General features: G+C 38.1%; 18 protein-coding genes. 8 read left to right on the forward strand and 10 right to left on the reverse strand.

What is annotated here, in order from left to right; all coding sequences use genetic code 11:
• Together HLX49_RS13330 and HLX49_RS13335 are read right to left on the reverse strand one after the other, a co-directional pair.
• Nucleotides 1–385: JAB domain-containing protein (locus tag HLX49_RS13330; protein WP_296362468.1), on the reverse strand; the 385-nt coding region annotated here is incomplete at its 3' end.
• Nucleotides 386–692: 307 nt separating this feature from the next.
• Entirely contained in the window at nt 693–1,451 is a 759-nt protein-coding gene (locus HLX49_RS13335; RefSeq protein WP_296362470.1) for a hypothetical protein, read from the reverse strand.
• Nucleotides 1,452–1,636: 185 nt separating this feature from the next.
• Between HLX49_RS13335 and HLX49_RS13340 the strand changes: the two genes are divergently transcribed.
• The 8 genes from HLX49_RS13340 to HLX49_RS13375 all read left to right on the forward strand — a co-directional run bounded on the left by HLX49_RS13340 (nt 1,637) and on the right by HLX49_RS13375 (nt 6,320).
• The gene (locus tag HLX49_RS13340; RefSeq protein WP_296362472.1) at nt 1,637–1,993 is read left to right on the forward strand and encodes a hypothetical protein; all 357 of its coding nucleotides are present in this window, start codon (nt 1,637–1,639) and stop codon (nt 1,991–1,993) included.
• A 99-nt stretch (nt 1,994–2,092) separates the two neighbouring features.
• Entirely contained in the window at nt 2,093–3,403 is a 1,311-nt protein-coding gene (locus HLX49_RS13345; RefSeq protein WP_296362474.1) for an FtsK/SpoIIIE domain-containing protein, read from the forward strand.
• Between the two features lie 219 nt (nt 3,404–3,622).
• Entirely contained in the window at nt 3,623–4,114 is a 492-nt protein-coding gene (locus tag HLX49_RS13350) for a hypothetical protein (protein WP_296362476.1), read from the forward strand.
• A gap of 177 nt (nt 4,115–4,291) precedes the next feature.
• Nucleotides 4,292–4,579, forward strand: coding sequence for a hypothetical protein (locus HLX49_RS13355; RefSeq protein ID WP_296362479.1), 288 nt, complete (start codon nt 4,292–4,294; stop codon nt 4,577–4,579).
• Between the two features lie 206 nt (nt 4,580–4,785).
• On the forward strand, nt 4,786–4,977 hold the full coding sequence (locus tag HLX49_RS13360) for a hypothetical protein (protein ID WP_296362481.1): 192 nt from the start codon (nt 4,786–4,788) through the stop codon (nt 4,975–4,977).
• Nucleotides 4,978–4,999: 22 nt separating this feature from the next.
• Nucleotides 5,000–5,197 carry a MerR family transcriptional regulator gene (locus HLX49_RS13365; RefSeq protein WP_296362483.1) on the forward strand — a complete coding sequence of 66 codons (198 nt, stop codon included), beginning with the start codon at nt 5,000–5,002 and terminating at the stop codon, nt 5,195–5,197.
• A 93-nt stretch (nt 5,198–5,290) separates the two neighbouring features.
• Nucleotides 5,291–5,905: a tyrosine-type recombinase/integrase gene (locus tag HLX49_RS13370; RefSeq protein ID WP_296362484.1), complete on the forward strand. Its 615-nt coding sequence runs from the start codon at nt 5,291–5,293 to the stop codon at nt 5,903–5,905.
• Nucleotides 5,871–6,320, forward strand: a complete 450-nt coding sequence (locus HLX49_RS13375) for a tyrosine-type recombinase/integrase (RefSeq protein WP_296362488.1) — start codon at nt 5,871–5,873, stop codon at nt 6,318–6,320. The genes HLX49_RS13370 and HLX49_RS13375 overlap by 35 nt, the downstream gene beginning before the upstream one ends.
• A 69-nt stretch (nt 6,321–6,389) precedes the next feature.
• Here HLX49_RS13375 and rpsI read toward each other — a convergent pair whose 3' ends face one another.
• From rpsI to HLX49_RS13415, 8 genes are all read right to left on the reverse strand, one after another.
• Nucleotides 6,390–6,782 carry a 30S ribosomal protein S9 gene (gene rpsI, locus HLX49_RS13380; RefSeq protein WP_073012653.1) on the reverse strand — a complete coding sequence of 131 codons (393 nt, stop codon included), beginning with the start codon at nt 6,780–6,782 and terminating at the stop codon, nt 6,390–6,392.
• A 20-nt stretch (nt 6,783–6,802) separates the two neighbouring features.
• A complete protein-coding gene (rplM, locus tag HLX49_RS13385) occupies nt 6,803–7,240 on the reverse strand; it encodes a 50S ribosomal protein L13 (protein ID WP_073012650.1) in 438 nt (145 codons plus the stop codon).
• A 329-nt stretch (nt 7,241–7,569) separates the two neighbouring features.
• Entirely contained in the window at nt 7,570–8,310 is a 741-nt protein-coding gene (gene truA / locus HLX49_RS13390; RefSeq protein ID WP_296362491.1) for a tRNA pseudouridine(38-40) synthase TruA, read from the reverse strand.
• 19 nt (nt 8,311–8,329) lie between these two features.
• Nucleotides 8,330–9,127 (reverse strand): energy-coupling factor transporter transmembrane component T family protein, encoded by a 798-nt coding sequence (locus tag HLX49_RS13395; RefSeq protein WP_077706767.1) that lies wholly within the window; start codon nt 9,125–9,127, stop codon nt 8,330–8,332.
• The gene (locus HLX49_RS13400) at nt 9,120–9,992 is read right to left on the reverse strand and encodes an energy-coupling factor ABC transporter ATP-binding protein (protein WP_077706768.1); all 873 of its coding nucleotides are present in this window, start codon (nt 9,990–9,992) and stop codon (nt 9,120–9,122) included. Before HLX49_RS13400 ends, HLX49_RS13395 begins: the two co-directional genes overlap by 8 nt.
• Complete coding sequence (locus HLX49_RS13405; RefSeq protein ID WP_073012640.1) at nt 9,968–10,813, reverse strand: energy-coupling factor ABC transporter ATP-binding protein; 846 nt, start codon at nt 10,811–10,813, stop codon at nt 9,968–9,970. Before HLX49_RS13405 ends, HLX49_RS13400 begins: the two co-directional genes overlap by 25 nt.
• 212 nt (nt 10,814–11,025) lie before the next feature.
• Nucleotides 11,026–11,379 (reverse strand): 50S ribosomal protein L17, encoded by a 354-nt coding sequence (gene rplQ, locus HLX49_RS13410; RefSeq protein WP_073012637.1) that lies wholly within the window; start codon nt 11,377–11,379, stop codon nt 11,026–11,028.
• Between the two features lie 259 nt (nt 11,380–11,638).
• A partial coding sequence (locus HLX49_RS13415; RefSeq protein WP_296362498.1) for a DNA-directed RNA polymerase subunit alpha occupies nt 11,639–12,554 on the reverse strand: 916 nt, incomplete at its 5' end.

Genomic DNA, 12,554 nt, shown 5'->3' on the forward strand with positions numbered 1-12,554 from the left:
GATCGAGTACTTCGATTCCTAGTAACTTACCAGCGTCTACTAATCTTCTTGTGACGTTAATATCTTCCTTCGATGGTGTTATGTCACCACTTGGATGCTGATGTGCAACAATGACACTTGCTGCATTATTAAGTATTGCTGATTTAAACACCTCGCGTGGATGTACAATCGAGGAATTTAACGAACCAACATGACAACGATGAACTGCAACAACATTATTCTTCGTATTTAAACACATAACAAAAAACACTTCACGATCATCACGACCAATAAAGCGAGATGCTATCTTTGCTCCATCTTCTGGGCTTCGAATGATATAATCAACACCTTCTTCTGCCTCTTTAATAATTTGTTCAATGCGAACTACTTCTAAAATGGTTTCCATCTAGATCAACCCCTCTATGATTTTTGACCTTTTTGGTCACCACTTAGAAAATCTCCGCATCGATTAATGTCAAGTGGCGTAAGTAGCAAAGCTATCGAGTGAATCGTATATGTTTTGAGGAAGCCCAATGAATTAGGGTGCGTTAAAAGCTTCATTTGCTTTCTTACGCACCCTTATCCTACTTGGCTGACTTATAACATCCGAAGAACGAAGACCCTTTACATAATCGATAATGCGTCCATTATCTACGGACGCATTAGGAGATTACAATTAGGGGAGCTGAAAAGGAAAATATATGCGATAATATCTACTCTTCTGTTCTATCATTATAGTAATACAAACTTTCAGGTGAGCGACTTGCTTCAACTTCCTCAAAATTGTAACTTTCTATAAATTCATATTCATTATTTATTATTTCTTCTAGTTCTCTAATTTTTTTCAATTCTTCTTTCTCTATCTCTTCAATTTCTGTCTGATATTGACTGGAATATTGCACACTCATTTTGTGATTTTCTTCTTTAACAGTCTCTTCTATCATTTCAATTACTTCTACAGCTTTTTGCATAATAGCTATTTTTTCTTTAATCATATCAAGTGAATCGTTTTTAAATAACTCAAAGAATAACAGTTGGTCTTTACTGGAAATTATTCCGTTGGACTTTGCTATTTGAAATTTTGCTAGCCCTAGTGGTATATATGAGTCTTTATAATAAACTGCCCTTTTTTTAAGGCGATTCATTAATAATTCATTTACACGCACATCCTTTAACATTTTAATAATATCGTCTTTCTTATATCTTGTTCCCTGTGTAGAACCTTCTATTTTTATAATTGTATCTCTTTCTATATCTGTGATTGGAAAAGCATTGTTTATTTCTTTATATTTCCGATCAATATAGTTCTTGATATATTCACGCATCTTATCTGAATTTATTATATGATGATTATTTCCATTTTCATCTAATAACCGTAATACTTCTCGCGAGAAATCATCCTTGTCATAACCTATTTCTAAATGTACTAATCTCAACACTTCTTCCATAGCCACCATATCCGTATTTTTCATATGCGACCCTCTCCTTTATTAATATTCTAACATTAGTATAAACCACAACCTATACGTAAAAAGGGGGTGGAATCTATTACCCCCTCCTTATCCATGCTGTCCTTTAGTAGTGTTAAACCTGAGAGATAATTCTGCAGGTTTCTTTCAAAAATAAAGTGTACCAATGAAGGAGAGTAAAAAATACGATGAAAAAACTAAGAGGATTCAACAAATTCGACTGCGAAGCATTTTTCAATGACAAAGATGTGCGTGTGATGGCTCATGAAGCATGGAATGAATACGACGATGGAAAAATCACAAAACAGCTAGGTACGAAATATAAATGTGTGATAGCCACAGACAGGACAGAATACCCAGGCAAAGATGTTGAACCAGATCTTAATGCTGGAGAAAAAATTGACGTTAAAGTACCTCAACAACCAAAGGATTATAAGAAATTCAGTCGTATCACGTTTGTGAATCCAACCGCAAGTGTATACGGAACGTTCCAATCAGAGCTCAGCGTTAAAGCAGATGATGTGGAAATTACTCAGCCTAAGTAAAGGACAAGGGACAATTAGTTCCCTTTCTCTCATTACCATTTCAAGGCATGTGACCGCCCCTAATAAGGGGCGGAATCACAATATTAGGATGTTAATTACATGAAGAAGACATACCGAATGCAACGTGGGTTTATTTCGTTTCTAATCATCGGATTATTTCTCGTTTTATGGTTTTTCTTTTACAAACTGTATCCATTGATTGCAGAACAAATAACGATATTACAGCTTCCACATATTGAATCACATATCTTCTTGATTCCTGTTGGTTTGATGATAATTGGCTTATTCATTGGTTGGTCATTTCGCAATAAACTATGGTTTGGACCACTTTTTTCTGTGCATTACTATTCGATGATAAAACGATTGAGAAGGCATATCAAAGATGCAAGATTTGAAGATGAACGTGAGTTTGATAATCATTTAGTTAGATTACCGAAAATCAAAATTGTATTTGATGATAACCGAGCCAGAAAATCAGGAAAAGTGTTAATCCAAAACTCCATTAAATTCGACAAGAAATTAGAAGACATGAGAATTGATTCAGCATTAAATGGATATGTATGTGAACGTCAATATTTATCTAGAGACCGTAATTTCTACATCTATGAGTTTTATGCTGTAGACTCACAAAAACAGTTTGAAATTAAATCAGCAAATGATTTGATTGAATGGTCAAATAAGACCGCAGACGATAACACTTTACGTTTAGATGAGCGTGCAACTGTACCGTTTCATCATATGGGATTAGTCGGCCAAACAGGTAGTGGCAAATCTTTTTTTATTCAAATGCTAGTTGAACAAGTATTATCGAAAAAGGCCAACCATGAGTTATTCATTATTGATCCGAAGCGAACAGATGTATACCAAATGGCAAAACACTCCGTCGGTGATGAACGAACTGCCGACAAAACAAATGCGATTAAATTGATTAAACAATTTCATGAACGTATGAAAGAACGTCAAGATGAATTACAAGACTATTTTAGATCAAATCGCAATAAAACGTATAAGAATGCAGGTTTTCCCGCTTTAATCTTGCTTATAGATGAGTTTGGGGCATTAAGAGAGTCGTGGAAGACTTTGGCGAAAAAGGAACGGGATGAAATCGACAGCATACTGTCTGATGTTGCATTCATGGGTCGTCAACTAGGCTGTATTTTATGGGTAGCGACACAACAAATGAACGCACAGACGATGCCAACAGCGATTAGAGAACAGCTCGTTTTGAAGATTGCTTTAGGTGATAGCGATGAGCAAACCTATAGAACTTTATTTTCATCTGGTGTGGATATACCACCAGTCGAGTTTACTGCTGGTCAGGGAATTTACAGTTATCCAGGGCTTGCAAGTGCAGACAATCCACTCTTGTTGACGGTTCCTTACTGTAGCTTTTTGAATGAAAGCACCTAGCTTTTCCTTAAGGAGAGACGGCACAGAGAGCGGAAGGGGACCCGCCGCCTAGGCGGGGAAGGTTCCGCTCCGTGCTTTACACCTTTAGGAGAGCTGGCGTTTTGGTAATCACGCCAGCTCCAATAGGAAGCAAAAATAGCAATTTACACCGTCAGAGCAGGCTTTTACACTTGAAAAACTTTCCCTAAAGTTTTCCGAACGAAATGGAGTGAATAGCACATGATTAAACCAGATATTGATCAATTCACACTAGTATTACAAGCAACAGGCGTATTTGACTTTGACGAATGGCGTGACTGGCTAGCAAAAAGCTTAATAGGCACATTCTTGATTAAATCAAAAATGCATAAGCTATTCGACGACTTTGATGAAGCTGATGTTAAGCTACCTGAAGGTTATACCGTGGGCTATTCATTCATCAATGCACCATTTTACTTTTGCATTGCTTATCATGAAGCATTCACGAAAATGGGTGTCATAGTCAAATTCAGCGCCTACGCATGGCATGAATATCGGAAGCGATATGAAGAAGAATTTAACGAACCAATTCATTTACACACCTTTTTTAAGTTGATTGATGCTGATGAGTATTCTTTTAGACTTTCACGAATTGATATGTGCTGTGACTTTTTTAATGAAGGCATTGATATCGCTAAGTTAAAACGTTCAATTGAAGAGAAAAGGACTGAATTGCGCTATGGCAAGTACTAATAAAAGCTATCTGCAAAAGGTTATTGATGACAATAAAGAAAAGCCATACAAAAGAAACAACTCGAAAGTCTCCGACGTGTCCAAAAACTTTCAGGCTCAAACATTGTATATCGGGGCAAAAAGCAGAAATACAAAAGTGCATTTACGCATTTATGATAAAAAAGAGGAACAACTGTCATGAAACACATGCGCCATGTAGCTAAAGGAGTAGATGACTGGACACGTGTTGAAACAGAGTATTCTGGTGATTATGCGCACCAGCTAACGGAAGCAATAAAGCAATGTAATACGGATGAGCAACTCAAAAATTTAATTGTGAGCTCTATCATTGATCGATACATGTTCTTTTACACGAACTCAAATCGACCACATAAACTCACGAAATTAATGCTCGATTTGTTGGATCATAAAGACTTCCACTTTGAGTCACCTTCACCACGAACAACTTATTGGAGCAGTCGATAGACCATTTAATTAAGGGGTCTGGTCTTCTTCCAACATTGTGGAAAGTTGAGCAGATATGGGGCAACGGCACAGCATTGGAGTTAATGAATTATTTCTATAAAAAGTTCTATGAAGAATTTGAGCCCAATGATGACCATCTATCATGGGTGAATAAATACAAGGCACTTTATCTGTTAGAAGGTAAGCCTTGGGAAGGATGATATAAAATGGGGATTAATAATTCAAAGGAACACATCGAGCACATCATCAGAATGATAGATTTCTTTCAAAATGGCAAAGGAATAATCAACAAAAAGGACGAACACTCTGATTACCAAAAAGGCACTTACACCCCTGAAGATATATTTGGACAAATCAGATACAACGCCGAACAAGCATTAAAGAAATTAAACAAATAAAACAAACGGGAGATGATGCCACATGAGCACTATCACGGCAAGCAGAGACTATCCATATCTTTTAACAAGAGAACAAGCATCAGATTTCTTGGGGATAGACCTTAAATCATTTGATAAATACATCCGTCCACACGATGAACTAGAGCGCTTCATGATTGGCAGGCATGAACGATACACAATGAAATCCTTAGTGCACTTTATCGAAGAACACTCTGTTTAGGATGTCGACAGTTGATAAGATGCTAGTTTAGAAATACAATGTAATTGTATTCAACTAGCGTCTATCAGCTATTTTTATGAGAGGGATGATAGTATGGCTAGTATAGTAAAAAGAGGAAAATCATACAGAGCACAAGTTTCATTGTACAAACACGGTCAACATAAAAAGATTTCTCAAACCTTTCCAACAAAGAAAGAAGCAAATCTTTGGGCTTTAGAAATGGAATTAGCGAAAGGAGAAGGAAAAGAACTTGCTCACAGAACAACAACATTTGCAGATTTCTTCGAGAATTGGATTTACCTTGTAAAGGTTAATGATGTTAAAGAAACAACATTTCAAAATTATGTTCGTACTTCTGGCATTATTAGAAATTTATTTCAGGATATCCAATTGAAAGATTTAAATGATATTGTTGTTCAGAAGAAAATTGACAAATATGCGAAAACACATTCACGAAAAACAACACATGAAGTGCTTCTTAAAATTAAAACATCTTTACGTGATGCATACGCTCGTGGTTATATTACAAACGATTTTGCTCGTTTAGTGAAAACACGTGGAGAAAACCCACCTAAACGAAACAAAGCTTTATCTATTACAGATTTTAAAAAGCTTCGCAATTACGTTTTACAGCATCCAGAAGATGAATTCAATACTAGCATTAGAAACAGGTATGCGACGTGGAGAACTACTAGCAATTCGTCCTGAGAGCCTTTATGAATACGGAATAGAAGTCAGGCACTCGATCAGTCCTACCTCAAACGATACTTCACTAAAAACACAAAATGCAAAACGTGATGTGTCGATTAACAAAGAAGTGTATGAGTTGATTCGTCAAATACCAGTAAAAGAGAATGGATATATATTTAGCTTTGGAGGATTTAAACAGTCCGAACTGTTAGCAGAATTATTGGAGAGCTTAAATATCGAAAAAACAACTTTCCATGGCTTACGTGATACGCATGCATCATTCTTGTTTGCACAAGATATTGATATTGCATATGTATCGAAACGTTTAGGACACATAAATATCCAAACCACACAAAATTATTATCTGGAATTAATGCCAGAAAAAAAGCACCAGCAAGATGCCGATGCTTTAAATCTATTAAGTGCTTTGTAATATTTATTATTGATTTGCACCAACTTGCACCAAAAAACTTTTGGAAACGTTGGTATATCAACAATCCTATTAACGTTTTGAGAACTGTGGTGCACGACGTGCTTTTTTAAGACCGTATTTATAACGTTCTTTCATACGAGCATCACGAGTTAGGTAACCCTCTGATTTTAGAGCGCTACGGTACTCAGGATCAGCTTCTAGCAATGCACGTGCAACTCCGTGACGGATAGCTCCTGCTTGACCAGTGAAGCCACCACCATGAACGTTGACAATAATGTCATATGTTCCTTGTGTTTCTGTTGCTACAAGTGGTTGGTTTAAAATTAACAACTGTGTTTCATATGGGAAATAATCAGCTGCATTACGACCGTTAATTGTAATGTTGCCTGTACCAGGTACTAAACGTACGCGCGCAGTTGATTTTTTACGACGACCTGTGCCATAGTATTGTACTTGTGCCAAAATGATTTACCTCCTTTTAATTACCCACGAAGCTCATAAACTTCTGGTTTTTGTGCTTGATGATTGTGTTCAGCGCCTCTGAATACATGAAGCTTCTTAGCCATTCTGCGACCTAGAGGACCGTTTGGAAGCATGCCTTTAACTGCCAACTCTAGCATACGCTCAGGATATTTTGTACGCATTTCCTCTGCATTACGTTCTTTTAAACCACCAGGGTGGTTTGTATGACGGTAGTATTTTTTATCTGTTAGTTTATTACCAGTTAATTCAATTTTCTCTGCGTTAATAATGATGACATGGTCACCTGTATCTGCATGTGGCGTGTAAGTTGGTTTATGCTTTCCACGAAGGATCGCAGCAACTTCACTTGCTAAACGACCTAATCGTTTGCCTTCTGCATCAACAACTAGCCATTTGCGTTCGATATTATTTTCATTTGCCATGAAAGTTGTGCGCATGTGTCTTTCCCTCCAAAATAATTAAATTCAAATTTCTATTCGTTCGTCTATTTCAACATAATTAGTTTCCGGGGCTAATCATGGTTTAGAAATAAAATGCCATTAATCATAATACACCAAATGCCACTATTATGTCAAGGTTTATTCCTCTTCAACTTTACGAGATCGCCTTTTTTCATCCATAGAGCAAAGAACGCTTTAATATAGCCTCTTTACCATGTTCCCCCCAAGTGCGCACCACCCTATTTATTCCGTTTGGATTAGTAGTTACACTCTTCCAAATGGTTTGTGTTGCCGCAAATCACTACCCTTATCACTTGCAAGAATAATTAGTATTTCACACGACACAAATAGAGGCCTTGTGCGGGCACTGTTTCTCCTACTGCACGTCTATCCCTTTTTGACAGTAAAACAGCTATATCAGACGCTTCTCGCCTTCCTTGACCTATGTCTAATATTACACCAACGATGATGCGCACCATATTATATAAAAATCCGCTGCCGCGAAAAATAAATTCGATTTCGGCGCCTCTTTTTTCACAGGTTACTTGATAAAGCGTACGCTGTTTGCTACCTCTTGTTGTTGCTTTAGCAGAGGAAAAGGTTGTAAAATCATGCGTTCCTTCCAAATAACGGCATGCTACTTGCATGGAAGCAACGTCTAATGCATACGGGAAAAAATAAGCATAATGGCGTCTAAATACATCCGGTTCCTTTGCATGATAAACATAATAACGATATTCCTTCTCTACTACATCATACCTAGCGTGGAACGTATTAGGAACCACTTCTACCTGCTTAACATAAATGTCATCAGGGAGCAAGGTGTTTAATGCTTGCTTCCAATTGTACATAGGGATGTTGTATGGAGAATCAAAGTGAATCGTCTGTCCTTTCGCATGAACGCCTGTATCGGTTCTCCCTGAAGGATGAATGCGTACAGGTTCACCTTTATGCATTTTTTTTAATGCTTTTTCTAGTATTCCTTGTACGGTTCTTTTTCCAGGTTGGATTTGAAAGCCCGAGAAATGAGAGCCGTCATATTGAAGTGTACATTTTAGTCGTTCCATGTTTTTGCAGCCTTTCTATCTAGTTCCTTGTAAAAAATAGTCCTAAGATGACGAATATAAATAAAATGTATATTCCTACGTCTAGCTTCGTAAATTTTAATTCTCGTAACTTGGTACGACCTTCGCCACCTTGATAGCCTCTCGCTTCCATCGCCATAGCTAGCTCTTCTGCTCGTTTGAAAGCACTGACGAATAATGGAACGAGCAATGGCACGACGGCTTGTATGCGATCTTTGAGCTTCCCTGTTCGAAAGTCAACGCCACGTGACGCTTGCGCTTTTGAGATTTTATCTGTTTCTTGTAACAACGTTGGAATGAAACGGAGTGATATCGACATCATTAACGCCAATTCATGAACCGGAAATTTCACTTTTTTTAATGGTTGCAACATGCTTTCAATCGCATCCGTTATTTCTATCGGTGTTGTTGTCAATGTTAGTAGCGACGTGACTAAAATAAGTAGAAAGAATCGCATGGAAATAGCAAAACCTTGAATTAACCCACCAGAGTATACTTGAAAGGTAAAAATCTCGAATACGACATCACCTTCTTTTGTAATAATTACATGGAGTAGAAAGGTAAAAATAATTAAAAACCATACAGGCATTAAACCCTTTAAAACAAATCGTAATGGTACACGAGATGTTATCATACTTAAAAGTGCGAAAACAGTTAATATTGTATAGCTCCACACATTGTTCGCTAAAAAGACGACAAACACAAAGATAAATATAATTGTAATCTTCGTTCGTGGGTCTAATCGGTGAACAACGGAGTTCCCTGGTACGTACTGACCAATAACCATGGCATTATTCATGGCTTTTCCCTCCTTTAAGCACGGCGGTAATAGCAGTTGCTAATTCGCGCTCAGACTGCTTCGTAAAAGGGAGTTTGGTGTGAAATTTTTCATTCCAACGATTAATAAAGGCTACCATTTCGGGAACATCCAGTTGAACTTGTTGCAATGCTTCCTTTTGCACAAACACTTCCTCTGGTTTCCCTTCCATATATTTACTACCTTTATTTAAAATAATGACATGATCCGCATACGTAACGGCATCCTCCATGCTATGTGTGACGAGTATCGTTGTAAGCTGTTCAGACCGATGGCGTTCATAAAACATCTCCATCATTTCTTTTTGCCCTCTTGGATCAAGTCCTGCAGTCGGTTCATCTAAGACAAGGACGTTTGGTTTTGTAGCTAAAACACCAGCAATAGCGACCCTGCGCATTTGCCCACCACTTAAATCAAAGGGGGAGCGCTCTACATAATCTGCTGATAAACCAACAGCTTGTAATGCTTCTGTCACTCGCCGTTGTATTTCGCTATCCCCAACACCAAAATTTTTAGGTCCAAAGCTAATATCCTTCGCAACCGTCTCTTCAAATAGTTGATGCTCCGGATATTGAAATACGACACCGACCTTGCTTCTTAGCTGTTTCATATGTTTCGGCTTTTTTTCTGCCGTGAGCTCAAAGTCTCCTATCTTTACTTTTCCTGCTGTCGGCTGAACAAGACCATTTAAATGCTGAATTAAAGTTGATTTCCCTGAACCCGTATGACCTACAATGGCTACAAATGTTCCAGAAGGGATATGAAAACTTAATTGGTCAATCGCTTTATGAGCAAATGGGGAGTGCTGTTGATAGATATAGCTTACGTTCTCGAATGTAATGTCCATAGTTCCTCCAACAGTTCTTCATGATTTAATGGTTCTTTTGTGATGGGAATGCCCGTCTGTTTTAAAGCTTTTGCTAAGGAAGCAATAAACGGAACATCTAATCCAATTGCAAGTAGATCATCTTGCTTAGAAAAAAGCTCTCTCGGATGAGACTCGTCCCAAACTTGACCTTCATTCATTACAATAACCCGATCTGCTTGGACAATTTCTTGCAGGTCGTGTGTAATTGTTAGTAAGGATACATCCTTATTTGCTTGCAAATGAGCGACGGTTTGCATAATATCTCTTCTTCCTCTTGGGTCTAACATCGCTGTTGCTTCATCTAAAATAAGCACTTTGGGAGATACAGCTAGCACGCTTGCAATAGCTATACGTTGCTTTTGTCCACCAGATAGACGATGAGGCTCCGTTAAGCGATAATCCACCATGCCAACTGCATGTAACACATCATCAAGTCGCTGTAGCATTTCCTCTCTTGGAAAACCTCTATTCTCCATGCCAAATGCAACATCGTCTTGTACCGTTGTACCTACAAATTGATTATCTGGATTTTGAAACACCATGCCGACATCTTTACGTACATCCCAAATGGTATCTTCCTGCACTTTTTTCCCAGCTACATAAATTTCCCCTTCTTGCGGAAATAAAAGTCCATTCATTAATTTAGCTATGGTAGATTTCCCCGAACCATTATGACCAATAATGGCAACCCATTCTTCGCGATCGATCTCAAAGCTACAGTTTTTCAGTACCCATGGCTGCTCTGCTCCATATCGAAATGATACATTTCTAAACTCTACCAATTTTTCATTGCTACTCATCTAAACTCCTCCTCTTGCCAAAAAGGGTACTTGTTACAAAACGCAAATTATAGTATTAGAAAAACTTGGCTTGTCGCCGCATCTTATGGTGGAAGCCGTTGGTTTGCTGATACTATAATCCTAGAAACTTTATACTTTCCTATAGACAAAAAAAGGGCTTGGATGTACCTCGTAGAAGAGATTCAGTCCTGCCCTTGTCGCCTGTGGTTACATTAAACTAGTTCAATGATTGCCATTTTCGCACCATCACCTTGACGAGCGCCCAGTTTAAGAACACGTGTGTACCCACCTTGACGGTCTTCGTAACGCGGAGCCACATCATTGAAAAGCTTCTGAATAACGTTTTGATCTTCATTAGCTTCTTGATTATATAGAAATGAGGCTGCTTGACGGCGTGCGTGCAGATCCCCACGTTTGCCTAATGTAATCATTTTATCAACAACGGATTTTAACTCCTTCGCTTTGGCTTCTGTTGTTTCAATCCGCTCATGAATAATTAAATCAGAAGCAAGATTACGAAGTAGCGCCATGCGTTGATCCGATGTACGACCTAATTTTCTAGCCATGGACTATCCCTCCTTTTCTTTGATGACTTTTAAAAACTTCCATTCAAACGACCTTGTGTACTCACATTAGGTCTACCTTGTTTTATCTTTTCCTACGCACATCCTCTACTCTTGAGAAAAAAGCGATGACAGCTCCTTTTCCAAAACGCAAAAAAGTGATGCAACGAACGAAAGCAAACTGAAAATACTGAATGGAGTAATTCGTATATGCAAGCACTATTTATCCGTGTGCCGTAATTTTCTAATGATGTCTATATGATTAGTCATCGTCTCGCAAGCCAAGACCTAAATCGTTAAGCTTCACTTTTACTTCTTCTAACGACTTACGTCCAAGATTGCGTACCTTCATCATATCTTCTTCAGATTTATTTGCTAGTTCTTGTACGGTGTTAATTCCAGCACGCTTTAGACAGTTATAGGACCTGACAGAAAGATCAAGTTCTTCTATCGTCATTTCCATCACTTTTTCTTTTTGGTCTTCTTCCTTCTCGACCATAACTTCAGCGTTTTTCGCTTCATCTGTTAAACCTACAAAAATATTAAGATGCTCTGTAAAGACTTTCGCACCTAAAGAAACAGCTTCTTCTGGACGAATACTGCCATCTGTACGTACATCTAATGTCAATTTATCAAAGTTAGCTACTTGACCAACACGTGTATTCTCTACTTGGTAGGTTACACGTGATACGGGAGTAAAAATGGAGTCAACTGGAATTATCCCGATTGGCTGATCATCACGTTTGTTTGCTTCAGCAGGTCGATACCCGCGTCCACGTTCTGCAGTAATTTTCATATACAAGCTGCCTTTGTTATTCAATGTAGCAATTAATAAATCCGGATTTAGGACCTCTACATCACTATCATAGGTTAGATCTGCAGCCGTAACTTTTCCTTCTCCCTGCACATCAATCTCCAATGTCTTTTCTTCATCTGAGTAGATTTTTAGCGCTAATTTTTTCAAGTTCAAAATAATTGTTGTTACATCTTCAACAACACCATCAATCGTTGAAAATTCATGTAGCGCTCCATCAATTTGAACTGAAGTCACAGCAGCACCTGGAAGTGAGGATAGTAGGATACGACGCAAGGAGTTTCCTAGAGTGGTACCATATCCACGTTCAAGCGGTTCGACTACGAATTTTCCAAATGTAGCATCATCGCTGATTTCTACCGTC

Origin of the sequence: Virgibacillus sp. (assembly GCF_013393565.1) — a bacterium.
GTDB lineage: Bacteria > Bacillota > Bacilli > Bacillales > Amphibacillaceae > Virgibacillus > Virgibacillus dokdonensis.

Bases quoted from the DNA above. Each gene is read 5' to 3' on its own strand.
- HLX49_RS13340 (WP_296362472.1), top strand. From the start codon at position 1,637: ATGAAAAAACTAAGAGGATTCAACAAATTCGACTGCGAAGCATTTTTC.
- HLX49_RS13335 (WP_296362470.1), bottom strand. From the start codon at position 1,451: ATGAAAAATACGGATATGGTGGCTATGGAAGAAGTGTTGAGATTAGTA.
- HLX49_RS13395 (WP_077706767.1), bottom strand. From the start codon at position 9,127: ATGAATAATGCCATGGTTATTGGTCAGTACGTACCAGGGAACTCCGTT.
- HLX49_RS13360 (WP_296362481.1), top strand. From the start codon at position 4,786: ATGGGGATTAATAATTCAAAGGAACACATCGAGCACATCATCAGAATG.
- HLX49_RS13350 (WP_296362476.1), top strand. From the start codon at position 3,623: ATGATTAAACCAGATATTGATCAATTCACACTAGTATTACAAGCAACA.
- rplQ (WP_073012637.1), bottom strand. From the start codon at position 11,379: ATGGCTAGAAAATTAGGTCGTACATCGGATCAACGCATGGCGCTACTT.
- HLX49_RS13375 (WP_296362488.1), top strand. From the start codon at position 5,871: ATGCGACGTGGAGAACTACTAGCAATTCGTCCTGAGAGCCTTTATGAA.
- HLX49_RS13365 (WP_296362483.1), top strand. From the start codon at position 5,000: ATGAGCACTATCACGGCAAGCAGAGACTATCCATATCTTTTAACAAGA.
- HLX49_RS13345 (WP_296362474.1), top strand. From the start codon at position 2,093: ATGAAGAAGACATACCGAATGCAACGTGGGTTTATTTCGTTTCTAATC.
- HLX49_RS13355 (WP_296362479.1), top strand. From the start codon at position 4,292: ATGAAACACATGCGCCATGTAGCTAAAGGAGTAGATGACTGGACACGT.
- truA (WP_296362491.1), bottom strand. From the start codon at position 8,310: ATGGAACGACTAAAATGTACACTTCAATATGACGGCTCTCATTTCTCG.
- HLX49_RS13400 (WP_077706768.1), bottom strand. From the start codon at position 9,992: ATGGACATTACATTCGAGAACGTAAGCTATATCTATCAACAGCACTCC.
- HLX49_RS13370 (WP_296362484.1), top strand. From the start codon at position 5,291: ATGGCTAGTATAGTAAAAAGAGGAAAATCATACAGAGCACAAGTTTCA.
- HLX49_RS13405 (WP_073012640.1), bottom strand. From the start codon at position 10,813: ATGAGTAGCAATGAAAAATTGGTAGAGTTTAGAAATGTATCATTTCGA.
- rplM (WP_073012650.1), bottom strand. From the start codon at position 7,240: ATGCGCACAACTTTCATGGCAAATGAAAATAATATCGAACGCAAATGG.